Origin of the sequence: Variovorax sp. YR216 (assembly GCF_900107745.1) — a bacterium.
GTDB lineage: Bacteria > Pseudomonadota > Gammaproteobacteria > Burkholderiales > Burkholderiaceae_C > Variovorax.
Map to the genome: position 1 here is coordinate 950,002 of NZ_FNRO01000002.1, position 25,040 is coordinate 975,041.

Here is a 25,040-nt window from a genome sequence, read left to right on the forward strand (position 1 = left end):
GGCCTCCAAACGCTGCGACACTGCGCGCATGAAAGCCCTGCGCGCGCTATTCGACCTCTGCAAGCAGTCCTTCGAGTCCTGGCGGGCGGACTACGCCCCGAGCATGGGGGCGGCGCTGGCCTACTACACGGTGTTTTCGCTGGCCCCGCTGATCCTGATCGTGATCTCGGTGGTCGGGCTGGTGTTCGGCCGCGACGAGGCGCGCGGCGAGATCATGGAGCAGATCTCCGGCCTCATGGGGGCCGACGGTGCGCGTGCGGTGCAGGTGATGCTGGAGCATCTCAACCGGCCGGCGCAGGGCGTCGTCGCGACGGTGGCCGGCATCGGGCTGTTGATCGTCGGCGCGACGACCGTCTTCGGCGAGCTGCAGGACGCCTTTGACCGGATCTGGCGCGCGCCCGCCCGCGACGACACCAACGGTCTGCTGAACCTCGTGCGCACGCGGCTGCTGTCGTTCAGCATGATCATGGGCATCGGCTTCCTGCTGATCGTCTCGCTCATCGTCAATGCGGCGCTCGCCGCGCTCGGCGAGTGGTGGGCGCCGTACTTCGGCGGCTGGGCGCACGTCGCGCAGAACGTGAATTCCGCCTTCGGCTTCGCGATCGTGACCGTGGGCTTCGCGATGATCTTCAAGATCATGCCGCGCGTGAGCGTGCAATGGCGCGACGTGTGGATCGGCGCCGCGGTCACTGCGGTGCTCTTCGTCATCGGCAAGTACCTGATCGGCCTGTACATCGGCAAGACCGGCGTGGCGTCGGGCTACGGCGCGGCCGGGTCGCTGGTGGTGGTGCTGGTATGGGTGTACTACTCGGCGCAGATCTTCCTGCTCGGCGTGGAGTTCACCTGGGTCTATGCGCACGAGTACGGATCGCTCAAGGGCCGTCCGCGCCCGAGCGCCCATCTGTCGCCGATGCGTTCGGACGGGGCAGACGGCACGGACGCCGCCGTTCAGCCCGCGAAGCCGCCGCCGTCGAGGTAGGCCTGCTCCTCGGGCGTCGTGCTCCGCCCGAGCATCCTGTTGCGATGCGGAAAGCGGCCGAAGCGGGCGATGAGGTCGCGATGCAGCACCGCGAAGCGCTGTGTGTTGGCGTCGAGTTCGGCGTTGAGCGCGACCGAACGCTCCTGCTCGGCCAACGACTCGGAATGCATGAAGGGCAGGTAGAAGAACGGCCGGAGGGGCGGATCGACCCGCCGGTCGTGCCCGGCGTCGATCGCCGCGCGCGCGATCGCCAGCGCCTTGCCGTCGGTCGCGAACATGTGCCCGCTGCCGCGCCATGCATTGCGCGGGAACTGGTCGAGCAGCACTATCAGCGCGAGCGCGCCTTCTGCATCGGCGGCCCATGCATCGAGTGCGCCAGTTGCTGCCGCATGGTGCGCGTCCTCGAAGCGTGACTTGAATTCGGCGTCGAAGGCGTCGTTCTTGTCGAACCAGCGGGAAGGGCCCGCTTCCTGCCAGAAACGGACGACATCGTGGGCGGTCGGGAGGGCTTTCATGGGGCACGGATGATGCCATTGCGGCATCGAATTCGAGTCAATGGCCGACAGCGTGCGGCCGCGATTCCCCCTAGGCTGGCTGTTTGCCAACCAAGGAGATCGCATATGACAAGACGCCATGGCTTCCCCCTTCGCATGCTCGTGGTGACCGGCATCGCGACCGCCGCCCTCGTGGGTTGCGGAATGATGTCCAGATCCAACACAGTGGCCTTCAGCGGCGCCATGAACGCGGCCAGCGAAGTGCCTCCCAACATGACGCGCGGCAGCGGTATGGCCGAGGCGACGCTGAACAAGGAGACGAACGTCCTGAAGTACAAGATCACCTACGACGGCCTGAGCGGTCCGGCCACCGCCGCGCACTTCCACGGCCCGGCCCCGGCCGGCGCGAATGCGTCCGTGGTGGTGCCGTTCACCAATGCCTCGAGCCCGATCGAGGGCACCGCGACACTGACCCCCGCGCAGGCCGCCGACCTGATGGCCGGCCGGTGGTACGCCAATGTCCACACCGCCGCGAACCCGGGCGGCGAGATCCGCGGCCAGATGCTGCCGAAGATGTAGCGCCTCGGAGGCGGAGCGCGGCCGCTCTGGTGTCCAATGGCGCCATGGCCACGAAGAAAAAATCCTCTTCCTCCGCATCCACCGCCGCCTCCGTCCGTCCCGGATCCAGCTTCGACTTCGCCACCGTCAAGAAGGCGCTGGTCCTTCAGGGCGGCGGCGCGCTTGGCGCGTACCAGGCCGGGGTCTATGCGGGCGTCTTCGAGCGACACAAGACCCTCGACTGGGTGGCCGGCGTATCGATCGGGGCGATCAACGCCGCGCTGATCGCCGGCAATGCGCCCGAGATGCGCGTGCAGCGGCTGCGCGAGTTCTGGGACCTGGTCTCGTCCGGCCCGGCGCAGCGCATGCCGGCGTGGTGGGCGATCGACCGTTCCTCGTTCAACCAGTGGAGTGCGACGTCTGCCGCTGTGCTCGGGGTGCCGGGCTTCTTCGAGCCGCGTCGTTCGCCGTCGCTGCTGCTCGGCGGTGCGGCGCCCCTGCTGAGCTACTACGACACCGCGCCGCTCAAATCGACGCTGGAGCGGCTGGTTGACTTCGACCGCATCAACCATGACGGTGTGCGGTTCAGCGTCGGCGCGGTCAACGTGCGCACCGGCAACTCCATCTATTTCGACAACCGGACCCAGCGCATCGGCCCCGAGCACATCATGGCCAGCGGCGCGCTGCCGCCGGGCTTCGCACCGGTGCACATCGACGGCGAGGACTACTGGGACGGTGGCATCGTCTCCAACACCCCGCTGCAGTACGTGCTCGACGCACATCCGCGCAGCGAGCCGTTGATGGTGCTGCAGGTCGATCTCTTCAGCGCGCGCGGCGGGATGCCCCGCACGATCGGCGAGACCATGGAGCGGCAGAAGGACATCACGTATTCGAGCCGCACCCGCATGAACACCGATGCAATGGCCTCGAACATGAACCTGGAGCAAGCCCTCGTGGACCTGCTGGACAAGTTGCCCCCGACACTTCGCAAGGACCCGAGCGTGATCTCGCTGTGCGCGGCGCTCTCGCACAAGCCGATCGAGATCGTGCACCTGATCTACCGAGACAAGCCTTACGAGCTCGAATCCAAGGACTACGAGTTCTCGCGCGCCTCGGTCGACGAGCACTGGGACGCGGGCCTGCGCGACATCCGCAACACGCTGGATCACCCGGACTGGCTGGTGAGCGCCTCGCAGACCAACGGCGTCACCACCTTCGACCTGACCGAGCCGAACGCACGGCGCGTGCGCCGGCCGCTGAAGCTGCCCGAGATTCCCGCCGCCGAGTAGGGCCGGGGCGGCATGCAGATCAGGTTCGTTTAAGCCGCCGGCGTCACGCTGGCACTGCGGGCATGCGGATTGCACGCCCCTGTTTCAACCCCCGTCACCCAGAGGATTCGCCATGCAACTCAAGGACAAGGTCGCTTTCATCACCGGCTCGGCCAGCGGTATCGGCAAGGAAATCGCCGTCCTGTTCGCGCAGGAAGGCGCGAAGATCGTCATCGCCGACCTGAACAAGGAGGCGGCCGACGCGACCGCGGCCGAACTCGAGTCCACCGGCGCGCAGGCGATCGGCGTGGGCGTCGACGTCACCAGCGAGGAACAGGTCGACGCGTCGGTCGCCGATGCGGTGAAGGCTTTCGGCGGCATCGACATCCTGGTGAGCAACGCCGGCATCCAGATCGTGCATCCCGTCGAGGAATTCAGCTTCGCGGACTGGAAGAAGATGCTGGCGATCCATCTCGATGGTGCCTTCCTCACCACGAAGGCCTGCCTCAAGCACATGTACGCGCAGGGCCGCGGGGGCAGCGTGATCTACATGGGCTCGGTGCATTCGAAGGAAGCCTCGCTGCTCAAGGCGCCGTACGTCACCGCCAAGCACGGGCTGATCGGCCTCGCGAAGACGGTGGCCAAGGAAGGCGCGAAGCACGGCGTGCGCGCCAACGTCATCTGCCCCGGATTCGTGCGCACCCCGCTGGTGGAAAAGCAGATCCCCGAGCAGGCGAAGACCCTCGGCATCACCGAGGAGCAGGTGGTCAAGAACGTGATGCTCAAGGAGACGGTGGATGGCGAATTCACCACCACCGACGACGTGGCGCGCGTCGCGCTGCTGTTCGCGGCCTTCCCGACCAACGCGCTCACCGGCCAGTCGCTGGTGGTGAGCCACGGCTGGTTCATGCAGTGAACGCCACCCGGTAGATACACGGTGATCGGCCCGCTCAAGACGCCATGGAACTTCGACAGCTGCGCTACTTCGTGAAGGTCTGCGAACTGCGCAGCATGGGCCGCGCGGCGCTGGACCTGGGCCTCGCGACCTCGGCGCTGAGCCAGCAGATCAGCCGCCTCGAAGGCGAGCTCTCCACGCGACTCCTGCAGCGCAGCTCGACCGGCGTCACGCCGACCGACGCGGGCATCGCGTTTCTCCAGCAGGCGCACCTCACGCTGCGGCATGCCGACGAAGCGGTGCGCGCCGCGCAGCAGGCGCGGCTGTCGGGCCACGTCAGCATCGGGCTGCCGCCGACCACGTCCTCGGTCCTCGGCGTGCCGCTGATGCAGGCGATGCGCGAACGCTATCCGGAAGTCCGGCTGCATCTGGTCGAAGCACTGTCGGGACATCTGGCGGGGATGCTCAATGCCCGCCAGCTCGATCTCGCGGTGCTGTTCCAGACCGATGTGGCGCGGCGCTGGAGCCTGCTGCCCCTGCTGGACGAAAAGCTCTTCGTCATCGGCCGCAGGGACTTGCCCGGCCTGCCGTCCGGCCGCCAGGTGCGGCTGGCGCAGCTGGGTGCGCTGCCGCTGATCATGCCCAGCGGATCGCACGGCCTGCGCGCGACGTTGACCGCCGCGTTCGCGCGAGTGCGGATCGAGCCGCGCGTGGTGGCCGAGATCGACGGCCTCGCGTTGCTGATGGATGCGGTGCGAGCCGGTCACGGTGCCACCATCCAGCCCGGCGCCGCGACCGCGCGGCTGGCGGACGAAGCGTTGGTCCAGGTCCGCATCGCCGATGCGCAGGTGGGCCGCCGCAACGTGCTCGCAAGCCTCTCGGACGATGAACTCTCGCCGGCCGCGCTGGCCGCTCGCGTGGTGATGGCCGACGTGGCGCGCTCCCTCGTGCGCGAAGGCCGATGGGCCGGGGCGACCCTTCACGAAAACTGAAGACCCCTTGCCTCGGGCGTTCTTTCGCCCGAGGGGGTGCGTCCCTAGAGTTGTGCTCCTCACGAGGAGACAACTGAATGATCGATGTCCTGGTCGTCGGCGGCGGCAACGCGGCGCTGTGCGCGGCGCTGATGGCGCGCGAGGCGGGCGCCAGCGTCCTGCTGGTCGAGGCCTCGCCGCGCGAATGGCGCGGCGGCAATTCCCAGCACACCCGCAACCTGCGCTGCATGCACGACGCGACGCAGGACGTGCTGGTCGACGCCTACCCCGAGGAAGAGTACTGGCAGGATCTGCTGAAGGTCACCGGCGGGCTCACTGACGAGCGTCTCGCGCGCATCGCGATCCGCGCTTCGTCGTCTTGCCGCGACTGGATGCGCAGCCATGGCGTGCACTTCCAGCCGCCGCTGTCGGGCGCGCTGCATGTGGCGCGCACCAATGCCTTCTTCATGGGGGGCGGCAAGGCGCTGGTCAACGCCTATTTCCGCAGCGCCGAGAAGCTGGGCGTACAGATCCGGTACGACACACCGATCGTCTCGGTCGAACTCGACGGCGACCGTTTCGTCGCCGCGCTGACAGCGAAGGGCGAGCGCATCGAGGCGCGCAGTTGCGTGCTGGCCGCCGGCGGCTTCGAATCCAACCGCGAATGGCTCAGCGAAGCCTGGGGCGTGAACGAGCGCGGCGAACGCCCCGCGGAGAACTTCCTGATCCGCGGCACCCGCTTCAACGAAGGCGTGCTGCTCAAGGCCTTGATCGAGGCCGGCGCGGATTCGATCGGCGACCCGACGCAGGCGCACATGGTCGCGATCGACGCGCGTGCGCCGCTGTACGACGGCGGCATCTGCACCCGCATCGACTGCGTGTCGCTCGGCGTGGTGGTCAACCGCGAGGCGAAGCGGTTCTACGACGAGGGCGAGGACTTCTGGCCCAAGCGTTACGCAATCTGGGGCCGGCTGGTCGCGCAGCAGCCGGGGCAGATCGGCTATTCGATCATCGACCGCAAGGCCATCGGGCGCTTCATGCCGCCGGTGTTTCCGGGCACCGTGGCGGACAGCCTGCCGGAACTCGCACGCAAGCTGGGCCTGCCCGAAGCGGCCTTCGTCGAAACCATCGATTCATACAACGCGGCCTGCCGTGTCGGGACCTTCGACCACACCGCGCTCGACGACTGCCACACCGAAGGGCTGACGCCTGCGAAGACGCATTGGGCGCGGCCGATCGATACGCCGCCGTTCTACGGCTATCCGTTGCGGCCCGGCGTGACGTTCACCTATCTCGGCCTGCGGGTGAACGAAAAGTCGGCTGTGCACTTCGGCGGCCGGCCGAGCCCGAACCTTTTCGTGGCCGGCGAGATGATGGCCGGCAACGTGCTTGGCAAGGGCTACACCGCGGGCGTCGGGATGGCCATCGGCACCGCCTTCGGCCGAATCGCGGGGACACAGGCGGCCAATGCCGCAGAGGCCGTCAAGGAGGCAGCGCATGCGGTCGCTTGATGCCCTGACGCGCGAGGCTGCATCGCTCGCGAGCAACGGTGGTCGCACCGTCATCCCGATCCTGAGCGAGCGCGAAACCGAGGTCGGCCGCCAGATGCAGATCTGCAATGCCTGCCGCTATTGCGAGGGCTTCTGCGCGGTCTTCCCGGCCATGACGCGTCGGCTGGAGTTCGGTCGCGCGGACATCCACTTCCTCGCCAACCTCTGCCACAACTGCGGCGCCTGCCTGCACGCCTGCCAGTACGCGCCGCCGCACGAGTTCGCGGTGAACGTGCCGCGTGCGATGGCCGAAGTGCGCGGCCAGACCTATGCGGACTACGCCTGGCCGCCGGCGCTTGGGCGGCTGTACCAGCGCAACGGGCTCACGCTTTCGCTCGCGCTCGCCGTGGGGCTGGCGCTGTTCCTGATGCTGGCCGTCGCGCTCAACGGCTCGCTGTGGGGTGGAGGCTTGCAGGGCAACTTCTACCGGCTCTTTCCGCACAACCTGCTGGTGAGTCTGTTCGGACCAGTGTTCGTGTTCGTCGTGTTCGCGCTCGGCATGGGCGTGACGCGCTTCTGGCGCGAGTTGAAGCCCGCGACCAGCGGCGCGCCGCTGAATGCGCCGGCCGCGGCCGAAGCCGCCGATGCGGTGCTGCGCCTGAAGTACCTCGACGGCGGCCACGGCCAGGGCTGCCACGACGAGGACGATGCCTACACGCTGCGGCGCCGGCGCTTCCACCACTTCACGTTCTACGGCTTCCTGCTGTGCTTCGCGGCGACCTGTGTCGCGACGCTCTATCACTACGTTCTGGGATGGCATGCGCCCTACGACTTGCCGAGCCTGCCCAAGCTGCTCGGCGTGGCGGGCGGCGTGAGCCTGATGGTCGGCACGGCGGGACTCTGGCGGCTCAACCGTCGCCGTCATCCATTGCAGGGCGACGCCGCGCAGAAACCGATGGACCTGGGCTTCATCGCCTTGCTGTTCCTCACCAGCGCGAGCGGGCTGGCGCTGTGGCTCGGGCGTGGCACACCGGCGCTCGCGCTGCTGCTGTGCCTGCACTTGGGTGCGGTGATGGCGCTCTTCGCCACGCTGCCCTACGGCAAGTTTGCCCACGGCATCTTCCGTACCGCGGCGCTGCTGCGCCACGCGGTCGAGAAGCGGCTGCCGAATCCGGTCGGCCTCGGCGCCGATTGACTGATCTTCAACAAGACCAAGGAGAGACGATGAACGAACGACCACTGCTTCTCGCAGGGGCGCTTTTCGCCAGCGCGCTGCTGCTGGCCGGCCCGGCCCGGGCGAATGACTTTCCGCCGGCCAAGCCGGTCACGATGGTGGTCGGCTTTGCGCCTGGTGGCGCGGCCGACGCAGCAGCCCGGCTGATCGCGAAGAAGCTCGGCGAGAACATCGGCCAGACCGTGATCATCGACAACAAGGCCGGCGCTGGCGGCAACATCGCCCATCAGTTCGTGACGGGCGGGCCTACTGACGGAACGATGCTGCTGTTCGGCTCGATCGGGCCGCTGACCATCGCGCCGCATGTGATGAAGGTGCGCTACGACCCCTTCAAGGACTTGGCGCCGGTCTCGGGCGGCGTGAACTTCCCCAACGTGCTGGTGGTGCACAAGGCGCTCGGGGTGAAGACGCTGGGCGAATTCGTCGCGCTCGCGAAGAAGAAGCCCGGCAGCGTGGATTTCGCGTCGACCGGCGCTGGCTCGGCTTCGCACCTGGCCGGCGAACTCTTCAATCAGCGCGCGGGCATCGACATGGTCCATGTGCCTTACAAGGGTGGGGCGCCGGCCATGCAGGACCTGATCGGCGAACGCGTGGCCTCGTACTTTTCAGCCCCGCCCACGGCGCTGCCGCAGGTGGAGGCCGGCCGGCTGATCCCGCTCGCCACCACAGGGCTGACGCGGCCGGCCTACATGCCGGACATCCCGACCGTGGCCGAATCGGGCTACCCGGGCTTCGAGGCGCTCAACTGGTACGCCTTCGTCGCGCCCGGCAAGACCCCGACGCCGATCCTCGACCGCTGGAACGTGGAGATCGTGAAGGTGCTCAACGATCCCGGCGTCAAGGACGCGCTGAACAAGCACGGCCTGACGCCGCAACCGACCACGCGCGCTGAACTGGCCGCCTTCATGCGCAAGGAGGATGCGAAGTGGGGCAGCATCGTGCGCGATCGCAAGATCACCGCCGATTGAGGTTTCGTGGTGGCGGGAAAGCGCTCGCGGGGGTAGAACCGTGGGGCTTCGCGCTTGGCTTGCGCGGACATGGTCAAGGAGTTCCCCATGAGCAACGACGACCTGAAGAAAGGCTTTCCGGCTTCCGCCAGGACCTTCGAGGATTTCGAGGCTTCGGCGAAAGCGCTCGGGTTCGACGAAGCATTGATCCGCGAGTGGGCGCCGATGACGGTGCTCGACGAGCACACGCACCCCTTCGACGCCAACGCGCTGGTCACCCAGGGCGAGATGTGGCTGAGCTGCGGAGGCAATACGCGCCACCTGCTGCCGGGCGACACCTTCATGGTGCCGACAGGCACGCCGCATGCCGAGCGCTATGGCTCGCAGGGCGCGACCTATTGGGTTGCGCGGCGCAATCCGCGCTGATGCGCTGCGAGGCTCAGAGCTTCAGTTCCCAGGTCTCGCCGACGAGCTGCTGGCCGAAGCCCTCGTAGGGCTCCGACTTCACCAGCTTGAACCCGCGCGTCGCGTAGATCGCACGTGCGGCGGTGAGGCAGCTGTTGGTCCACAGCACCATCTTCCTGTAGCCCTTGCTTCGCGCGAAGGAGAGGCATTCGTCGGTGAGCCGGCCGCCCAGCCCGAGTCCGCGTGCCTGTGGGGTGAGGATCAGCATGCGCAGCTGCGCGGTGGTTGCCGACTTGCGCACCACGAAGACCGCGCCGACGCGCTCGCCGTCGAGCTCGGCGATCCAGCAGCGCTCCCAGGCGGGCTGGAACTTGCGCAGGAACTGGCCGGCGATGTCGGCCACCAGCGCCTCGAAGTCGCTGTTCCAGCCGTATTCGCGGGCGTAGATCTCGCCGTGCTGTTGCACCACCCATCCAATATCGCCGGGCGCCGGGTCGCGCAGAACGGCAGTCTGCGGTTTGGCAGGCGGTGCAGTGGCCGGATCGAGCAACTGCCGCACCGTGCCCATCGCGCCGATCAGTTGCGCGCGCTGCGCCGTCGAAAGCGGCGAGAGCAGGGCGGCGGCCTCATCGCGCGACTTCTGCTGCAGTGGCGCGAAGGCGGCGTGACCGGCCTCGGTCAATCGCAGCAGGCTTTGCCGCGCGTCGCGCGGGCTCGGTTCGCGCACCAGCCAGCCCTGCGCCTCGAAGCGCCGGAGGATGCGGCTCAGGTAGCCGCCATCCAGATGCAGGTCCTTGCCGATCTCGCTGGCGACCGGCGATTCGCGGTGCGCCAGCTCGTACAGCACGCGTACGTCGGTGAGCGACATGTCGCTGCCCAGGTAGGGGTCGAGCACGCCGATGCAGCGCGTATAGAAGCGGTTGAATTGGCGGACGGCCTTGACGGCCGAGGTGTCCACGGTGTCCGAAAGGGGAGTGGTGACGGCGTCCATGCTTGCCATTGTCAAGTGATTGATTGACAAAAGCAATTAATCAAGGATCCGGGTCGCGCGTGCGGGAATCGCCTTTAGGGCGACAGTTCCAATGGAAAACCCTAAAATCGAGGGTTGCCCACGAGGCCCCTCCGGCCGACCCCACCCCCGATGAACGCCCCCGTCGACGTCTCCTTCTTCACGCGCGCCGCCAAGCCGCTGACCAGCTACCGCAAGTACTGGGCGGCCCGCTTCGGCACGGCCAAGTTCCTGCCGACCTCGCGCGCCGAGATGGACGCGCTCGGCTGGGACAGCTGCGACATCATCGTCGTCACCGGCGACGCCTACGTCGATCACGCGAGCTTCGGCATGGCGGTGATCGGCCGCATGCTCGAGGCGCAGGGTTTTCGCGTCGGCATCATCGCGCAGCCCGACTGGCAGAGCGCCGAGCCGTTCAAGGCGCTGGGCAAGCCGAACCTGTTCTTCGGCGTGACCGCCGGGAACATGGATTCGATGATCAACCGCTACACCGCCGACCGGAAGATCCGCAGCGACGATGCGTACACGCCCGGCGATGTCGGCGGTCACCGCCCCGACCGCGCGGCGATCGTCTACTCGCAGCGCTGCAAGGAGGCCTGGAGCGACGTGCCGATCGTGCTCGGCGGCATCGAAGGGTCGCTGCGCCGCATCGCCCACTACGATTACTGGCAGGACAAGGTGCGCCGCTCGATCGTGGTCGATTCGAAGTGCGACCTGCTGCTCTACGGCAATGCCGAGCGCGCGATCGTCGAGATCGCCCATCGCCTCGCGGCGCGCGAACCGGTACACCAGATCACCGATGTGCGCGGCACCGCTTTCGTGCGGCGCGAGACGCCCGAAGGCTGGTTCGAGATCGACTCCACGACCGTCGACGAACCGGGCCGGGTCGAGGCGCACATCAACCCCTACCTGATGGTCTCGGAGCAGGCCAAGGCCAACGGTGCGAGCTGCGCCCGCGAAGAAGAAGCGCAAGCCGTTGCCGAGGCGGCGGAAGCAGCCGGATCGGCGAGCGTCGCGAATGCGGCGATCAAGCCGATCCAGTTCGTGCCCAACCCGGCGCTGCAGGGCAAAGGCAAGGTCAAGGTGCCGCCGCGCGACCGCTCGGTGATCAGATTGCCTTCCTACGAGCAGGTGCGCGCCGATGCGGTGCTCTATGCCCACGCCAACCGCGTGCTGCATCTGGAGACCAACCCCGGCAATGCCCGCGCCCTGGTGCAGGCCCACGGCGAAGGCACGACCGCACGCGACGTCTGGATCAACCCGCCGCCGATCCCGCTGACCACGGCCGAGATGGACCACGTCTTCGACCTCCCGTATGCGCGCAGCCCGCATCCGCGCTACGCCGACGAGCACGGCAGCCACGACGGCGCGACCAAGATCCCGGCGTGGGAGATGATCCGCTTCAGCGTGAACATCATGCGCGGCTGCTTCGGCGGCTGCACCTTCTGCTCGATCACCGAGCACGAGGGCCGGATCATCCAGAGCCGCTCCGAAGATTCGATCATCAAGGAGGTCGAGGCCATCCGCGACAGCGTGAAGGGCTTCACCGGCACCATCTCCGACCTCGGCGGGCCGACCGCCAACATGTACCGCATCGGCTGCAAGTCGCCCGAGATCGAGGCCGCCTGCCGCAAGCCGAGCTGCGTGTATCCGGGCATCTGCCAGAACCTCAACACCAACCACGATCCGCTCATCAAGATCTACCGCCGGGCGCGCGCGCTCAAGGGCATCAAGAAGATCCTGATCGGCTCGGGCCTTCGCTACGACCTCGCGGTGCAGTCGCCCGAGTACGTCAAGGAACTGGTGCAGCACCACGTCGGCGGCTATCTCAAGATCGCGCCCGAGCACACCGAGCAGGGCCCGCTCACCAAGATGATGAAGCCGGGCATCGGCAGCTACGACAAGTTCAAGCAGATGTTCGAGAAGTACTCGGCCGAGGCCGGCAAGAAGCAGTACCTCATCCCGTACTTCATCGCGGCGCATCCGGGCACCAGCGACGAGGACATGATGAACCTCGCGCTCTGGCTCAAGCGGAACGGCTTCCGCGCCGACCAGGTGCAGACTTTCTACCCCTCGCCGATGGCCACCGCGACGGCGATGTACCACACCAACAAGAACCCGCTGCGCAAGATCACGCGCGACAGCGAGACGGTGGACATCGTGCGCGGCGAAAAGCGGCGCCGGCTGCACAAGGCGTTCCTGCGCTATCACGACGCCAACAACTGGCCGCTGCTGCGCGAGGCGCTCAAGGCCATGGGCCGCGCCGACCTCATCGGCAACGGCAAGCATCACCTGATCCCGACCTGGCAGCCGCTGACCGACGGCAGCTACCAGAGCGCACGTCGCAAGAACTCGACGCCGACGGCGGTCGCACTCAAGACCGTCAAGCCCGTGAAGGGCCGCATCCTCACGCAGCACACCGGCCTGCCGCCTCGCGAGACCGGGGCGGGGCGCCCGAAGGCGACGCCGGCCAAGCCGATCCGCAAGGGCCGGTAGCCGCCGCACGCGGGCGGTTGGCCGGCAGACCGCGGCAGCGTAGCCGTGTATGGTGTCGCCCATGCAAAAACCGCTGGCCGCGTTCTTCGTCCGTTTCGGTTTCTGGCTCTTCCTCGGCATGGCGGCCCTGAGTTCGCTCGATGCGCATGCCAGGCTCGAGGCGGGCTCCGCGCAGGCGATGCGCGATCTTCACCGCAAGTACGCCGATCAGCTCGCCAGCAGCCCGCTCAAGCGGCCGGTGGTCATCGACTCGGCGGAGACCGACGGCGGCCTGCAGGGCGACATCTACGCGGTGGTCGATCACCCCATCGACGAGGTGCGCCGCGCGCTCGAGCGCTCGTCCCAGTGGTGCGACATGCTGGTACTGCACATCAACAACCGGCGCTGCCGCGCGATGCGTTCGCCCGAAGGCGAAAAGCTCACGCTGAGCGTGGTGCCGCGCTACGACAAGCCCATCGAGCAGGCCTTCGAGCTCACCTTCGTGCACCGCATCGTCCATGCGGCGCGCGACTACCTGCAGGTGGAGCTTTACGCCGAAGAGGGCCCGATGGGCACCAGCCAGTACCGCGTGATGCTCGAAGCCGTTCCGCTCGGCGAGCACCAGACCTTCCTGCATTTTGCCTACGCCTACGACCACAACATGGTCGCGCGGCTCGCCACCATGGCCTACCTCGCGACCTTCGGCAGCGACAAGGTCGGCTTCGCGGTGGTGGGCAAGACGTCCGAGGGCAAGCCCGAGTTCATCAAGGGACTGCGCGGCCTGATGGAGCGCAATGCCATGCGCTACTTCATCGCGCTGGATGCCTATCTCAACGGTTTCGCGGCGCCTGCACCCGAGCGCGCCGACAAGCGCCTGAACGCGTGGTTCCAGTCGGTCGAGCAGTACCCGACCCAACTGCACGAGGTCGATCTCGCGACCTACCTCGCGGTCAAGCGCGAGGACCGCCAGCGCGACGCCGCGGCCGCGCGCTGACGCGACGGGCGCAATTCACCGGGAAGGCTACCTCGCCGCCGCGCCCGAAGCCCTGACCGGGCTGCTGCGGCAGACGCTGTGCACATCCGCCCCGCATGCCGTGGGCTCGAGTGTCTTGGTCAGGCACACGCGGATCTCCGTCAGTTCCGGCCCGCTGCAGATGACGGCCATTGATTGATCGGAGAGCCGCGCGTTCGCATCGCGGAAGGCCTGTGCAATCTGGGTGCTCGTGAGGATGGCCACGCCATCGCCCGGCTGGAACTGGTCCGGGATCACGATGGACTGGTGCGCCTGGTCCGCGAGCTCGAAGTAGCCTTTCGCCGTCAGCCCGCTGCAGGTGCCATGTCGATCCCATTCGTGGGCGATGAGCTTGCTGCTGGGGAAGACGTTCGCGCCAACGCTTTGGGCGCCGCCGTCGAGGCGGTTGCGCGTCGGGCAATTCTCGGGAAATCCTCCTGCCCGGTACTGTGGCCAGAGTCCATGGAGGACGAATCCGGACCGTTGGGTCCCGCACTGCTGCATGTCTTGCGGATGGCCCTCGCAATACGAAGGCGACCAGGACAGCGTCAACAGGTAGTAGTCGAACTTGCCGGCAACGGATGCGGGTGGATGCCCCTTCGCTCTGGCATCGGCATCTGCGCCGAACAATGAGGCGCAGACCAGGATCGCAATCAGGAAGGCTCTCATGGATCCTCCTTAAGTGGCTGTCGAATCAGGATAGAACCACTGCAGCGCATCCACGTCATCAACAGGAGGGAGCGTCGCCCGATCAAAGCCGGGCACACCCCGCTGCCTGGCGGGAAAGCGCCGCGTCGCCGCGGCGTGCAGCATCGAGCGCTTCAGCGCAGCACCAGCACCGGCGTGTGCGAGTGCGTCAGCACGTGCAGGGTTTCGCTCCCCATCAGCAGGCGCTTGATGCCGCGCCGGCCGTGCGAGGCCATTACGATGAGGTCGCAGTGATGCACGCGCGCGGCTTCGATGATGGCCTCGGAGATGAGCTCCGCCTGCATCACGATCGCGCGGGCGCTTTTCACGCCGCGGCCTTCGGCCTTGTCCTTGACGGCATCGACCACGCGCTGCGCCTCGGAGTCGGCCTGCTCGCGCAGGTGCGAGACCTCGGACTGGCTCAGCATGATCGAGCCTTCGAAGTAGCTGGCGGGATAGTGGTGCACCACCTTCACGGCGATGAGTTCCGCCTGCGTCAGGAGCGCCAGATCGATGGCGCTGTTGACCGCCAGGTCCGACAGCTCGGAGCCGTCGGTGGCAACGAGGATGCGTTCATACATGGCGCTGCTCCCCGGACGGGAGACGCCCGCCCGCACACTCAGCGTAGTACGGGCGGGCGCGCGGGGCAAGCGCCGGCAGGCGTCTAGGCGGGCTTGCCTAGCGCTGCAGGATCACTGGCTGACCCAGTGCGTGCCGAACGGGTTCGACGCGCCGATGGAAGGGAAGTCCACGAAGGCCTGGCTGCAGTCGAGCACCTTGTCGACGTCCACCTTCAGGCTGGCCTGGCCGTTCACCACGATGCGGTTGGCGGTCGAGGCCTGGATCGGCAGGTTCACCGTGTCGAGCGTGATGTTCGCGTCGGAGGAAATCAGCGAGATCAGCGACGGATCGTCCGCGGCCACCTGCGTCATCGACACGACCAGCGGGTAGGCCGGCAGGTAGCCCGTCGGGTAGGCGGCGGTCGGCGTGAAGTAGCCGCCCGTGTTCGCCGCGAAGCCCTGCAGCTTGACCTTGGACTCGCCCAGGATGCGCACGTTGCCGAGCGTGATGTCGTGGAAGTTCGGCACCTTCGGAACGCCGCCCGACAGCGCCTTGGTGCTGTAGTAGGGGGTGAAGAGCAAGGCGTTCTGCGCATTCTTGATGCAGATGTTGCGGTAGTTGATGTTGCTCACCTCGCCGCCGCGTGCGTAGTCGGACTTGATGCGCAGGCCTTCTTCCGAATTGAGGAAGGAGTTGTCGTAGACCTCGACGTTCGTCACGCCGGCGTTGGTTTCGCTGCCCACCGAGATGCCGTGGCCCCAGTAGATGTGGTTGTGCGCGATCACGATGCCATGGGCCCGGTCGCCGCGCTTGCCGCGGTTGCCGTCGATGCCGAAGCCGACTGCGTTGGGGTTGTTGCTGCCCTTGAGCGCAATGTCGTCATCGCCCGTGCTGACGTAGTTGTAGGCAAAGACGAAGTTCTTCAGGTAGCCGTCGAAGGACATCTTGGCCGACGAGGTCGTCGTGCTGCCGGTCGTGAGCGCATTGGACTTGGCGCTGGACGCGGAGCCGGGGTCGAACGCATCGGTGTTTTTCACGTTGTCGGCGTTGAAGGTCTCGCCGGTGTAGAGCGGATTGCCGTTGCCCGCCGGGTTGGCGAAGGCCGCCAGCGTCGGCGTCTGCACCTTGACGTTCCACACCGTCAGGCCGTCGACGCCGCTGGGCACCACGTGGAAGTTGGCGCTGTTGTTGAGCGTGATCTTGTAGAGCGTCAGGTTCTTGGCGTAGTTGAACACCATCATCCGGAAGTTCGACTGCGAGCCCGAGCCGGTGGTGCCGTTCTGGACCATGTTGCCGAGGTAGGCGAGGTCCCACCAGGTCATGTTGCGCACCGAGGACTTGGAGTCGACGAACGTGCCGCCGTTGTCGCACGCGGTGCCGTCGGGGGCCTGGGCGCTGGGCGTGGCCGCGTAGGCTGCGTAGGTGTTGGAGCAGCTCAGGTCGACCTTCATGATCGGATAGAGCGCATTTGTGGTGACGATCTCCGCGTAGGCGCGGCTGTCGATGCTCCCTTCGCCGACCACGGCCGAGTTGACCAGGTAGTCGCCATTGATGAGCGCCTTGCAGTTGCCCGAGCTGCCGGCCTGCGTCGCGCTCACCGCCGTATTGCCGCAATACTTGCCCGCCCCGTTCAGGTAGGCCATCACGTCGCGCGTGGCATAGAGCGTGGCGCCCTTGTCGATCCACAGCGTCACGCCCGAGGGCAGCGTGAGCGGGCCCGAGATGAAGCCGTTGCCGGGGCCGCTGCTGTTGACCGTCAGGCGCACAGCGAACTTGCTCGGCTTGTACTGCGGCTTGGCCAGCTCTTCGCCGCTGGCGCCCGCGATGTTGATGTTGGGCAGTGCGGCGGCCTTCTGGTCGGCGGTTGCCGAGGCGTCTGCTGCCAGGATGGCCGCGCCGACCTCCGCGTTGACCGCTGCGCCGCAAGCATCGAGCGCCGCCTGGATGCGCGCCTGGTCCGGGTTGGCGGTGGCCGCGCTGACAGCCTTGCCGACGCCGGCGATCGAGGGGTCTGCTTCGGGCGGCAGCGCGCCGTCCGGGCGCCGCACGAGGTTGTTGCTGGCCTCGAGCGTTGCGCAGACCTGGGCGTCGGTCGGCAGCGTGGGCTCGGGCGGCAGGGCCGGATCGAAGGTGGTGGTGCCCACCTGGAAGGCGTTCTTCTGGGCGACCGAGGAATCCGAGGACGTCGCCGGCGCGGTGACCGGCGTCTGCGTGCTGGACGAACCCGAAGTGGCCAGCAGCGCGGCGTTGCCGCTGCTGCTTCCGCCGCCGCAGGCGGAGAGCGAAGCAGCAGCGACCAGCGTCGCGAGAGGGGCCGCGAGCGGCAGGGGCCAGCGTGCGGAATGGGGGGGGCGGGTAGACGTCTTCATCGGAGGTCCTCTTGCGGTGGTTGTTGTCGAAAAGCGGGGGGGGTGGCCTGCCGCCGCCGCAGCCGTGAAGGCGGCGAACGGGCGTGACTCATCGCGGCGCGCAGCGACATCGCAGCGCGCCGGAAGCGGGTCCGGAGGTGTGGATCAGCGTCGGGGCGGTGCGGCGCTGGGGCGGCGGGTTGGGGGCGGGAGGGCTTGTCTCATGTGTGTACTTTTGAAATTCGTCAACAGTTGTCGTACAACAGGACGGATTTCATCAGAGCGGATTTCGTCTGTCAATGGGGTTGATTTCATAGTGAAAACCCCTGCACCTCGACGATTTGCGTGCCTTTTCTTACCTGCTAAGTTGTACGATGTCCTAGAACAACTGATGTGATTTGGAGACATTCCTCGACATCAGGGGCAGTGCTCCCAAAGGTTCTGGCCAATTAGCCTAGACCGTTATTTAAGGTTTGCTGAGGGGTTCGTTAAGCAATTCTTAGCGGCGCGCGAGAGACCTCATTCCTAGACTTTCTTCCCAGCAGGAGAGCGCACGGTGCGCCCGCCGCTGAACCGGAAGACAAGGACTCCCATGAACATCGATCCGCGCGAAATGCGCCAAGTCGCCGCCGCCGCTGCGCCCCGTGTTGACATGTATGCCGGCATCCACAAGGCCCTGCGCGCGCTGATGGCCGACAACCTCCTGGCCCTGGGCCGCATGGACCACGACGACGGGCTCGAGCTCGCACAGACCACGCAGCGCGTGCTCGAACTGCTCGAGTTCTGCCGCGCACACCTGAAGCACGAGAACGACTTCATTCATGCCGCGATGGAATCGCGCGCGGCGGGCTCCAGCGGGCGCATCGCGCACGAGCACCAGGAACACGTCGAGGCGATCGATGCGCTCGCCAATCAGACGACCGCGCTGCTGCAGTGCGACCCCGCAGTGCGGGGCGAACGCACGCTCGCGCTGTACCGGGCGCTGTCGGTTTTCATCGCGCACAACTTCGAGCACATGCACGTGGAAGAGACGGCGCACAACGCGGTACTCTGGGCGCGCTTCACCGATGCGGAACTCATGGAGCTCCACGGTGCGCTGGTCGCCTCGATTCCGCCGGAGGAAATGATGTTCGTGATGCGCTGGATGGTGCCTTTCATGAACCCGGCCGAGCGCACCGCGATGCTCGGCGACATGCGCGACCATGCGCCGGCACCGGCCTTCGCGGCGGCGCTCGACGTGGTGCGCCCGCACCTGAGCGAACGCGAATGGGCCAAGCTCGCCGCCAGCCTTGGCCTGTCGGCGCAGTGGTAGGCGTTCAGCCTGCGATTTCGGTGAGCGTGACCGGTCGTTCCACGTGCAGCCTGAAGCGGCCGCGGCCGGTCTTCTCGATGCGCAGGTGCGGGCTGTTTTCGGCGAGCCGCCGCTGCAGCAGCACCAGCCGCGCCTCGAGGTTGTCCGCCAGGTCGGGCAGCCGGATGGACGGATCGAGCCGCAGCTCGCGGTTGGTGAACTCGGTTCGGCCCTGCTGCGAATACTCGCGCAGCAGCTTGCCGAGGATCGCGCCGGCAACGCCCTTGATCAGGTAGCTGTCGGCGATGAACACGCTGTTGTTCGCGAGGTAATGGCGCACCGGCAGCGGCGCACCGCTGGCCGACGGCGCGGCGGGCGGTGCGGGTTCCCAGGCGGCAGCGGGCTCGTCGGCCGCGCGCAGCAGTTCCAGCGCGGCGCCGAGATGGCTTGCGACCGCGACCAGCGCGTCCTCGTCCTCGAAACCGAAGCGCAGTTCCGTCGGGCTCTCGACGAACAGCGCGCCGAGCAGCCGCCCGCCCGAAACGATCGGCGCGGCGAGCTGGCTGTGCGGCTCCGCCAGGCCGGGAAACGGAATCTCGGTGTCGAGCGCAATGCCCGGCTCGGTCGCGCGCAGGCTGCTGCGCACGGCGTGGCTGTAGCTCGCGGCGTTCGTCATGTGGCTGATCCGCACCGGCGTGCGCTCGCGCGCGGCGACGCCGATCACGCCGTGTCCCATCTCGATCTCCGAGCCGATGCCGGAGGTGGCGTAGCCGCAACTCGCCACCGTGTAGAGGCGCTGCGTGGCCGTGTCCAGCATCAGCACCATCGCATGGCGCACACCGAGGTGGTCGTTGAGCGCGGCGAGCACCGTCTGCAGCAACTCGTCGGTGGCGCAGCACCCGGCCATGCGCTCGGTGGCCCGGCGCACGCCGGCGAGCAGGCTGGGCCTGGGATGCGTGGTCGGGGTGAGCCGTTCGCCTTCGACGCTCTCGACAGCTTCAACCTCGTACACGTCGGAGCCGAGCAGCCGGAACACGCCCGCCATGCCTGAGTGCGAGGCGATGCCTGCGAGTTGCGCCTTCATGCGCTCGAACAACGCGCCACCGGACTCGGTCCGGAGGTAGCGCAGCCGCAGGCGGTAGAAGCCTGCGTTGACGGGATCCATCAGCAGCACGCTCGCGTAGGGATTGGCGAGGATGTTCGCCCGGGTCTTGTTGAAGAACTGGTACGACAGAGCGACATGGCGCTCGTCCATGTAGTGCACCTGCGAAATCAGGGCGACGTTGGGTGTGCCGTCCTCGGCGCAGGTCGCCATCATGGCCGGGATCGCGCCTTCGAAGCAGGCGCGGATGTCGTTCAGTGATGGTGTGCAGGTGCTCATCGCGCTGGCTGCTTCAGGTGGCCGGAAGGGCGGTGCCGGCCTTGGGGCCTGGGGTCTGGTCGAAGGCTTCGGTGGGCGTGAAGCTGATCGCCACCACTTCGTCGAGCCGGAAGGCGAGCATCGCGCGGACGAAGCGCGCATCGAAGCCGACGGCGGCGACTTCCTCTTCCATCGACGCCAGGTAGCGGCGCAGCACGAGCAGGTCGTCTTCCTGCGCAGGACGAAGCTCGGCTTCGGTCGCCTTGACCTGCACCGTGCGATGGCTCAGCGGCTGGCTGAAGACCACCGCGACGTGGCCCGTGGCGGCGATGTCCTGCAGGAGCTGGCGCGACTGTCCCCGCGAGACGAAGACGGTGATCCGCGTGCCGTCCGCCGAGATTCGCGCGCCGACCGCACGCATCACGCTCGGCCGCAATGCCGCGTCGCGCGAAGCCACGATGGTGGATACGCCCTTGTTGATCAGCGCGATGTGCTCGGGACTCAGCAGCGGATGGAGTGGGGGGACTTCGGGCATGGGATGGCCGGGAAAGAGACGGGATTTTGATACAAAAGTCCTCTTTCCCGACAGTGTCTGCGCCGTGGCGGTCAGGCCCGCCAGCGTGCGCGTGGCCTCGACGCCGTTGGCGACTGCTGTTCCGTCGGGGCGAACGCCGGGCGCAGCGAGGCCTCCAGCGCCAGTGCACGCTCTGTCGGCGCCATGCGCGCGCCGTCCTTCAGGAGCAGCGGGTCGCCGAAGATCCGGCGCAAGTGCCGAAGCGCGGTGTCGACCGCGTCCCGCGACCGTCCCAGCCGGGTGGCGGTCCGCGCGAGGCTGCGTTCGTCCATCAGCGTGCTGAAGACGCGCAGCAGTTCGACATCGGCGGCGGCATTGGGGCGTGGCATGGCGTTCGTCGCACAGCCTTGGTGCCGCGACGCACCGGCGCCGATCGCCGATGGCTTCGCAAGCAAGCCCAGCCGTGTTCCTGCCATGACGCAAGCGATTGGCGTGCCATGGTCGAGCGGGCATTGGAATTGCTGGGTGATGGCATGAACACCATCCAACGTCCCACGCGCCGCGGCGCGCTCCAGCTTCTGGCGGCCGGCGCGGCCGCTTTCGCGCTGCCGGCCTTCGCGCAGTGGCCGGACAGGCCGATCAAGATCATCGTCACCTTCCCGCCCGGCGGCTCCAGCGACATCCTCGCGCGCATCATGGCCGAGCAGCTTGGCAAGAAGCTCGGGCAGCCGGTGGTGGTCGACAACAAGCCCGGCGCGGGCGGCACCATCGGCGGCATGCAGGTCGCGAGCGCGCCGGCCGACGGCTACACCTTGATGCTGTCGAACACCACGCCGATCGCGCTCGGTCCCTTCCTGCTCGACAAGCAACCCTACGACCCGGTGACTGCCTTCACGCCGATCGCATCCCTCGGCTCCGCGCCGCTGGTGATCATGGCGAGCAAGCCCTCGGGCATCACGCACTTTGCCGATATCGAAACCCGCGCCCGCAAGGACGGTCGACTGGATTTCGGCTCGGGCGGCCCGGGATCGATCGGTCATGTCCACGGTGAACTCATCAGGAAGATCACCGGCGCGAATCTCGTGCACGTGCCCTACCGCGGCGGAGCGCCGATGACGACGGACCTGATCGCCAACGTGATCCCGGTCGGCATCGACGTCATCACGGCCTACGTGCCGTACTTCAAGGGCGGCCAGCTCACGCCGCTGGCGGTGACCAGCACCACGCGCTCGCCGTTGATGCCCGACGTGCCGACCATCGTCGAGCTCGGCCAGCCCAAGCTGGTGCTGGAAAACTTCTTCGGCCTTTCCGGCCCGGCCAAGCTGCCGCCCGACCTGGTCGCGAAGCTCAACAGCGCGTGCAACGAGGTGCTGGCGATGCCCGATGTGCAGAAGAAGCTGATCGACCTCGGCATCGTCGCCAAGCCCGAGAGCACCGCGCGCTTCGAGACCATCGTCAAGGAGCAGGTCGACGTGCTCGCGCCCACCGTCAAGAGCGCCGGCATCAAGCTCTGATTGGCTTTACACGGGAGCCGCTTGCAGCCGCATGTGCGCGGGAAGATGATGCCGGTTCGCTGGACCCAAGGAGGTTCCGATGCTCCGACATTCACGTCCCGACCCCCTCCGCCGGGGGGTGCTGATCGCAGGTGGCTGTGCGCTGCTGGTGGCGCTCGCACCGCGCAGCGCGGCAGCGCAGACAACATCCGGCATGCGCATCGGCATCATCGGCGCAGGCCGGATGGGCGGCACCATCGGCGGGCTGTGGGTGAAGGCCGGTCATCCGGTGATGCTGTCATCGCGCCACCCGGATGAACTCAAGGACCTCGTCGCGGGCCTCGGTCCGCTCGCGAAGGCAGGCACGGTGGCCGAGGCGATCGCTTTCGGCGAAGCGCTGTTCATCGCGGTGCCCTATGGCGCGCTGCCGCAGATCGGCAAGGACTACGGCGGTGCGCTCAAGGGCAAGATCCTGCTCGATGCCTGCAATGCCGTGGCGGGGCGCGACGGCACCACCGTGGCCGACGAGGTGGAGCAGGAAGGCATCGGCGTGGTGTCGCAGAAGTACCTGGGCGGCGCGCGGCTGGTGCGTGCGTTCAACACCATGTCCTATGCGATCTTCGCGCGAGAGGCCAACCGGCCGCCGCCAAGGCTTGCGATCCCGATCGCCGGTGACGACCCGGAAGCGGTGAAGGTCGCCGCAGCGCTGGTCACCGATGCCGGTTTCGATCCGGTGGTGGTCGGCAAGCTGGCCGATGCGCGCAAGTTCCAGCGCGGCGGGCCGGGCTACGGCCAGTCGGTGAGTGCGGCTGAACTCAGGCAGAAGCTGTCGCTCGCGCCATGACACCGCGCGAGCCCTGGCTGCGGCGGGTGGTTCCGGCCACGCCGCAGGAGCTGGCGGCTGCGTTGTGGTCCTTCGGCTATTTCTTCGCGCTGCTCGCGGGCTACTACGTGCTGCGGCCGCTGCGCGACCAGATGGGCATCGCGGGTGGCACGCGAGCGCTGCCCTGGCTCTTCACCGCGACCTTCATGACGCTGCTGGCGGTGCAGCCGCTCTACGGCGCGCTGGTCGCGAGGCTGCCGCGCGCGCGCTTCATCCCCATCGTCTATCACTTCTTCGTCCTCAACCTCGCGGTGTTCTGGGTGCTGCTCGCACTGGGCACCGCGCCGGTGGTCGTGGCGCGGGTGTTCTTCGTCTGGGTGAGCGTCTTCAATCTGTTCGCGGTGGCGGTGTTCTGGTCCTTCATGGCGGACCTCTTCACGAGCGAGCAGGCCACGCGGCTCTTCGGCTTCATCGGCGCCGGCGGTACGGCGGGTGCGCTGCTGGGGCCGACGATCACCATCGTGCTCGCGGTGCCGCTCGGGCCGCACAACCTGCTGATCGCGGCGATCGTGTTCCTGGAAATCGCGGTGTTCTGCGCCCACCGGCTCGAAAGAAGCGTGGGCGTGCGGCAGGACGGACCGCGCGCGCCGGCGCGCGTGGGCGGCAGCGCGTTCGCGGGCATCTCGGGGATGTTCCGCTCGCCGTACCTGCTCGGCGTGGGGGCGTGGGTCAGCCTGCTGTCGTTCGGCGCGACGATGCTGTACTTCATGCAGGCCAACGTGGTGTCGGCGACGATCAAGGGCGCGGGCGAGCAGACGCGCATCTTCGCCAGCATCGATCTCGCGGTCGGACTGCTCACGCTCGCGACGCAGGTCTTTGCCACCGGACGTTTCCTGCAGCGCTTCGGAACAGGCGTCTCGGCGGCTGCATTGCCGGCGGTCTACATCGTCGGCTTCCTGGCGATCGCGTGGTCGCCGGGGCTGGCGGTGGTGCTCGTGTTCCAAGTGGTGCAACGCTGGATGAACTTTGCAATCGCGAACCCAGCGCGGCAGGTGTTCTTCACGGTCGTGGACCGCGAGGACAAGTACAAGGCCAAGAACCTGATCGACGTGGTGGTCTACCGCGGCTCCGATGCGCTCTACGGCTGGGTCTACGACGCACTGCACGCGGCGGGGCTCAAGATCGGTGCGATTGCGCTCGTCGCGCTGCCGGTGGCGGCGGCGTGGCTGGTGCTGTCGGGCGCATTGGGCCGCACGCACGAGCGCCGCGCATCGCAGTCCGTCGGCAGCGCGCCGGCCCGTGCATCGACTCGATTGGGAGAACCGTCATGACCTCGATGACAAGGCGGAGTTTTTCCGCTCTCGCGTCCGCGGCGCTGTGGCCGCTTGCCGGCTGGGGGCAGGGCAAGGAGACTGCGCTCATCACGCGCGCCATTCCGTCGAGCGGCGAGCGCATTCCCGCGGTCGGCCTGGGCACGGCCATCGTGTTCAACAACGACGATTCGAAGATCCGCGAGACCGCGGCGCAGATCCTGCGCACCCTGCTCGACAACGGCGGCAGGCTGGTCGACACCGCTTCGACCTACGGTGACGCTGAACTGGTGCTGGGCCACGCGATGCCTGCCGCCGCATCGCGCGACAAGTTCTTCGTCGCCACCAAGCTCGAGTCGCCCGACCCCGCGGAGCTCGAGCGATCCCTGACCCGGCTCGCAACGCGCCGCATCGATCTGCTGCAGCTTCACAACGTGCGCGACCCGGCGCAGTCGCTGGCGCAATTCAAGACATGGAAGACGCAGGGCGTGTGCCGCTACGTCGGCATCACGTCGACCTCCGAGCGCGCCTACGCTGCGGTCGAGTCGGTGCTGCGGCGCGAGAAGCCGGATTTCGTGCAGATCGACTACTCGCTCGACAACCGCGAGGTCGAGGAACGCATCCTGCCGCTGGCCGCCGAGGTCCGTGCCGGCGTGCTGACGGCGCTGCCTTTCGGCCGCGGCCGGCTGTTCCGCGCGGTGCGCGGCAAGTCGCTGCCCGACTGGTCGACGGCCTTCGCCGAGAGCTGGGCGCAGTTCTTCCTGAAGTACCTGCTGGGCGACGAGCGCGTGACGGCGGTGATTCCGGGCACGTCCGATCCGGCGCACATGGCGGACAACCTCGGCGCAATGCGGGGTCGCCTGCCCGATGCTGCCGAGCGCAAACGGATGGTGGAGTTCGTGAAGGGCCTTTGACG

24 protein-coding genes are annotated in these 25,040 nt (G+C 67.4%); 16 read left to right on the forward strand and 8 right to left on the reverse strand.

The features are described 5' to 3' along the window. The first annotated feature begins 28 nt into the window (after positions 1 to 28). Positions 29 to 979 carry a YihY/virulence factor BrkB family protein gene (locus tag BLW05_RS09500; RefSeq protein ID WP_093161985.1) on the forward strand — a complete coding sequence of 317 codons (951 nt, stop codon included), beginning with the start codon at positions 29 to 31 and terminating at the stop codon, positions 977 to 979. Here BLW05_RS09500 and BLW05_RS09505 read toward each other — a convergent pair. Next, complete coding sequence (locus BLW05_RS09505) at positions 949 to 1,494, reverse strand: DUF924 family protein (protein ID WP_093161986.1); 546 nt, start codon at positions 1,492 to 1,494, stop codon at positions 949 to 951. The two genes, BLW05_RS09500 and BLW05_RS09505, sit on opposite strands and share 31 nt — an antisense overlap. Positions 1,495 to 1,599: 105 nt before the next feature. Between BLW05_RS09505 and BLW05_RS09510 the strand changes: the two genes are divergently transcribed. The 8 genes from BLW05_RS09510 (at position 1,600) to BLW05_RS09545 (ending at position 9,262) form a co-directional block, all read left to right on the forward strand. Further along, positions 1,600 to 2,052, forward strand: a complete 453-nt coding sequence (locus BLW05_RS09510; RefSeq protein ID WP_093161988.1) for a CHRD domain-containing protein — start codon at positions 1,600 to 1,602, stop codon at positions 2,050 to 2,052. Between the two features lie 44 nt (positions 2,053 to 2,096). Further along, positions 2,097 to 3,320 (forward strand): patatin-like phospholipase family protein, encoded by a 1,224-nt coding sequence (locus tag BLW05_RS09515; protein WP_093161989.1) that lies wholly within the window; start codon positions 2,097 to 2,099, stop codon positions 3,318 to 3,320. Positions 3,321 to 3,432: 112 nt separating this feature from the next. Next, the gene (locus BLW05_RS09520) at positions 3,433 to 4,215 is read left to right on the forward strand and encodes a 3-hydroxybutyrate dehydrogenase (RefSeq protein WP_093161991.1); all 783 of its coding nucleotides are present in this window, start codon (positions 3,433 to 3,435) and stop codon (positions 4,213 to 4,215) included. A 44-nt stretch (positions 4,216 to 4,259) separates the two neighbouring features. After that, positions 4,260 to 5,186 carry a LysR family transcriptional regulator gene (locus BLW05_RS09525; RefSeq protein ID WP_093161992.1) on the forward strand — a complete coding sequence of 309 codons (927 nt, stop codon included), beginning with the start codon at positions 4,260 to 4,262 and terminating at the stop codon, positions 5,184 to 5,186. 77 nt (positions 5,187 to 5,263) lie between these two features. Continuing rightward, complete coding sequence (tcuA, locus tag BLW05_RS09530; RefSeq protein WP_093161994.1) at positions 5,264 to 6,676, forward strand: FAD-dependent tricarballylate dehydrogenase TcuA; 1,413 nt, start codon at positions 5,264 to 5,266, stop codon at positions 6,674 to 6,676. Continuing rightward, entirely contained in the window at positions 6,663 to 7,850 is a 1,188-nt protein-coding gene (gene tcuB / locus BLW05_RS09535; protein WP_093161995.1) for a tricarballylate utilization 4Fe-4S protein TcuB, read from the forward strand. Before tcuA ends, tcuB begins: the two co-directional genes overlap by 14 nt. A 29-nt stretch (positions 7,851 to 7,879) precedes the next feature. Next, positions 7,880 to 8,857 carry a Bug family tripartite tricarboxylate transporter substrate binding protein gene (locus BLW05_RS09540; protein ID WP_093161997.1) on the forward strand — a complete coding sequence of 326 codons (978 nt, stop codon included), beginning with the start codon at positions 7,880 to 7,882 and terminating at the stop codon, positions 8,855 to 8,857. 87 nt (positions 8,858 to 8,944) lie between these two features. Continuing rightward, positions 8,945 to 9,262 (forward strand): cupin domain-containing protein, encoded by a 318-nt coding sequence (locus BLW05_RS09545; RefSeq protein WP_093161999.1) that lies wholly within the window; start codon positions 8,945 to 8,947, stop codon positions 9,260 to 9,262. Positions 9,263 to 9,275: 13 nt separating this feature from the next. Here BLW05_RS09545 and BLW05_RS09550 read toward each other — a convergent pair whose 3' ends face one another. After that, the gene (locus BLW05_RS09550; protein WP_371126927.1) at positions 9,276 to 10,232 is read right to left on the reverse strand and encodes a bifunctional helix-turn-helix transcriptional regulator/GNAT family N-acetyltransferase; all 957 of its coding nucleotides are present in this window, start codon (positions 10,230 to 10,232) and stop codon (positions 9,276 to 9,278) included. A 150-nt stretch (positions 10,233 to 10,382) separates the two neighbouring features. On the opposite strand from BLW05_RS09550, the gene BLW05_RS09555 reads away from it, so the two are divergent. Continuing rightward, entirely contained in the window at positions 10,383 to 12,746 is a 2,364-nt protein-coding gene (locus BLW05_RS09555; protein WP_093162002.1) for a YgiQ family radical SAM protein, read from the forward strand. A 61-nt stretch (positions 12,747 to 12,807) separates the two neighbouring features. After that, a complete protein-coding gene (locus BLW05_RS09560; protein WP_093162177.1) occupies positions 12,808 to 13,719 on the forward strand; it encodes a hypothetical protein in 912 nt (303 codons plus the stop codon). Between the two features lie 27 nt (positions 13,720 to 13,746). Here the strand turns inward: BLW05_RS09560 and BLW05_RS09565 are convergent, their stop codons facing one another. From BLW05_RS09565 to BLW05_RS09575, 3 genes are all read right to left on the reverse strand, one after another. Continuing rightward, entirely contained in the window at positions 13,747 to 14,406 is a 660-nt protein-coding gene (locus BLW05_RS09565) for a ribonuclease T2 family protein (protein ID WP_093162003.1), read from the reverse strand. Between the two features lie 152 nt (positions 14,407 to 14,558). Further along, entirely contained in the window at positions 14,559 to 15,005 is a 447-nt protein-coding gene (locus BLW05_RS09570) for a universal stress protein (RefSeq protein WP_093162005.1), read from the reverse strand. A 111-nt stretch (positions 15,006 to 15,116) separates the two neighbouring features. After that, positions 15,117 to 17,354 (reverse strand): glycosyl hydrolase family 28 protein, encoded by a 2,238-nt coding sequence (locus tag BLW05_RS09575; protein ID WP_093162006.1) that lies wholly within the window; start codon positions 17,352 to 17,354, stop codon positions 15,117 to 15,119. A 571-nt stretch (positions 17,355 to 17,925) separates the two neighbouring features. On the opposite strand from BLW05_RS09575, the gene BLW05_RS09580 reads away from it, so the two are divergent. Beyond that, entirely contained in the window at positions 17,926 to 18,645 is a 720-nt protein-coding gene (locus BLW05_RS09580; protein ID WP_093162008.1) for a hemerythrin domain-containing protein, read from the forward strand. A 4-nt stretch (positions 18,646 to 18,649) separates the two neighbouring features. Here the strand turns inward: BLW05_RS09580 and BLW05_RS09585 are convergent, their stop codons facing one another. The 3 genes from BLW05_RS09585 to BLW05_RS09595 all read right to left on the reverse strand — a co-directional run bounded on the left by BLW05_RS09585 (position 18,650) and on the right by BLW05_RS09595 (position 20,887). After that, the gene (locus BLW05_RS09585; protein WP_093162009.1) at positions 18,650 to 20,005 is read right to left on the reverse strand and encodes a GAF domain-containing protein; all 1,356 of its coding nucleotides are present in this window, start codon (positions 20,003 to 20,005) and stop codon (positions 18,650 to 18,652) included. 13 nt (positions 20,006 to 20,018) lie between these two features. Beyond that, complete coding sequence (locus BLW05_RS09590; RefSeq protein WP_093162011.1) at positions 20,019 to 20,519, reverse strand: hypothetical protein; 501 nt, start codon at positions 20,517 to 20,519, stop codon at positions 20,019 to 20,021. 71 nt (positions 20,520 to 20,590) lie between these two features. After that, on the reverse strand, positions 20,591 to 20,887 hold the full coding sequence (locus BLW05_RS09595; RefSeq protein ID WP_093162178.1) for a LysR family transcriptional regulator: 297 nt from the start codon (positions 20,885 to 20,887) through the stop codon (positions 20,591 to 20,593). A gap of 144 nt (positions 20,888 to 21,031) precedes the next feature. Here BLW05_RS09595 and BLW05_RS09600 point away from each other — a divergent pair, with 144 nt between their 5' ends. The 4 genes from BLW05_RS09600 (at position 21,032) to BLW05_RS09615 (ending at position 25,038) form a co-directional block, all read left to right on the forward strand. Continuing rightward, positions 21,032 to 22,012, forward strand: a complete 981-nt coding sequence (locus BLW05_RS09600; protein WP_093162012.1) for a Bug family tripartite tricarboxylate transporter substrate binding protein — start codon at positions 21,032 to 21,034, stop codon at positions 22,010 to 22,012. A gap of 79 nt (positions 22,013 to 22,091) precedes the next feature. Then, complete coding sequence (locus BLW05_RS09605) at positions 22,092 to 22,835, forward strand: NADPH-dependent F420 reductase (RefSeq protein ID WP_093162014.1); 744 nt, start codon at positions 22,092 to 22,094, stop codon at positions 22,833 to 22,835. Further along, the gene (locus tag BLW05_RS09610; RefSeq protein WP_177142600.1) at positions 22,832 to 24,145 is read left to right on the forward strand and encodes an NTP/NDP exchange transporter; all 1,314 of its coding nucleotides are present in this window, start codon (positions 22,832 to 22,834) and stop codon (positions 24,143 to 24,145) included. The genes BLW05_RS09605 and BLW05_RS09610 overlap by 4 nt, the downstream gene beginning before the upstream one ends. Then, positions 24,142 to 25,038: an aldo/keto reductase gene (locus BLW05_RS09615; RefSeq protein ID WP_093162015.1), complete on the forward strand. Its 897-nt coding sequence runs from the start codon at positions 24,142 to 24,144 to the stop codon at positions 25,036 to 25,038. The genes BLW05_RS09610 and BLW05_RS09615 overlap by 4 nt, the downstream gene beginning before the upstream one ends. Positions 25,039 to 25,040 lie beyond the last annotated feature (2 nt).

Excerpts from the sequence above, each read along its gene's own strand:
- BLW05_RS09500 (WP_093161985.1), top strand. The coding sequence starts at position 29 with ATGAAAGCCCTGCGCGCGCTATTCGACCTCTGCAAGCAGTCCTTCGAG.
- BLW05_RS09505 (WP_093161986.1), bottom strand. The coding sequence starts at position 1,494 with ATGAAAGCCCTCCCGACCGCCCACGATGTCGTCCGTTTCTGGCAGGAA.
- BLW05_RS09510 (WP_093161988.1), top strand. The coding sequence starts at position 1,600 with ATGACAAGACGCCATGGCTTCCCCCTTCGCATGCTCGTGGTGACCGGC.
- BLW05_RS09515 (WP_093161989.1), top strand. The coding sequence starts at position 2,097 with ATGGCCACGAAGAAAAAATCCTCTTCCTCCGCATCCACCGCCGCCTCC.
- BLW05_RS09520 (WP_093161991.1), top strand. The coding sequence starts at position 3,433 with ATGCAACTCAAGGACAAGGTCGCTTTCATCACCGGCTCGGCCAGCGGT.
- BLW05_RS09525 (WP_093161992.1), top strand. The coding sequence starts at position 4,260 with ATGGAACTTCGACAGCTGCGCTACTTCGTGAAGGTCTGCGAACTGCGC.
- tcuA (WP_093161994.1), top strand. The coding sequence starts at position 5,264 with ATGATCGATGTCCTGGTCGTCGGCGGCGGCAACGCGGCGCTGTGCGCG.
- tcuB (WP_093161995.1), top strand. The coding sequence starts at position 6,663 with ATGCGGTCGCTTGATGCCCTGACGCGCGAGGCTGCATCGCTCGCGAGC.
- BLW05_RS09540 (WP_093161997.1), top strand. The coding sequence starts at position 7,880 with ATGAACGAACGACCACTGCTTCTCGCAGGGGCGCTTTTCGCCAGCGCG.
- BLW05_RS09545 (WP_093161999.1), top strand. The coding sequence starts at position 8,945 with ATGAGCAACGACGACCTGAAGAAAGGCTTTCCGGCTTCCGCCAGGACC.
- BLW05_RS09550 (WP_371126927.1), bottom strand. The coding sequence starts at position 10,232 with ATGGACGCCGTCACCACTCCCCTTTCGGACACCGTGGACACCTCGGCC.
- BLW05_RS09555 (WP_093162002.1), top strand. The coding sequence starts at position 10,383 with ATGAACGCCCCCGTCGACGTCTCCTTCTTCACGCGCGCCGCCAAGCCG.
- BLW05_RS09560 (WP_093162177.1), top strand. The coding sequence starts at position 12,808 with ATGCAAAAACCGCTGGCCGCGTTCTTCGTCCGTTTCGGTTTCTGGCTC.
- BLW05_RS09565 (WP_093162003.1), bottom strand. The coding sequence starts at position 14,406 with ATGAGAGCCTTCCTGATTGCGATCCTGGTCTGCGCCTCATTGTTCGGC.
- BLW05_RS09570 (WP_093162005.1), bottom strand. The coding sequence starts at position 15,005 with ATGTATGAACGCATCCTCGTTGCCACCGACGGCTCCGAGCTGTCGGAC.
- BLW05_RS09575 (WP_093162006.1), bottom strand. The coding sequence starts at position 17,354 with ATGAAGACGTCTACCCGCCCCCCCCATTCCGCACGCTGGCCCCTGCCG.
- BLW05_RS09580 (WP_093162008.1), top strand. The coding sequence starts at position 17,926 with ATGAACATCGATCCGCGCGAAATGCGCCAAGTCGCCGCCGCCGCTGCG.
- BLW05_RS09585 (WP_093162009.1), bottom strand. The coding sequence starts at position 20,005 with ATGAGCACCTGCACACCATCACTGAACGACATCCGCGCCTGCTTCGAA.
- BLW05_RS09590 (WP_093162011.1), bottom strand. The coding sequence starts at position 20,519 with ATGCCCGAAGTCCCCCCACTCCATCCGCTGCTGAGTCCCGAGCACATC.
- BLW05_RS09595 (WP_093162178.1), bottom strand. The coding sequence starts at position 20,887 with ATGCCACGCCCCAATGCCGCCGCCGATGTCGAACTGCTGCGCGTCTTC.
- BLW05_RS09600 (WP_093162012.1), top strand. The coding sequence starts at position 21,032 with ATGAACACCATCCAACGTCCCACGCGCCGCGGCGCGCTCCAGCTTCTG.
- BLW05_RS09605 (WP_093162014.1), top strand. The coding sequence starts at position 22,092 with ATGCTCCGACATTCACGTCCCGACCCCCTCCGCCGGGGGGTGCTGATC.
- BLW05_RS09610 (WP_177142600.1), top strand. The coding sequence starts at position 22,832 with ATGACACCGCGCGAGCCCTGGCTGCGGCGGGTGGTTCCGGCCACGCCG.
- BLW05_RS09615 (WP_093162015.1), top strand. The coding sequence starts at position 24,142 with ATGACCTCGATGACAAGGCGGAGTTTTTCCGCTCTCGCGTCCGCGGCG.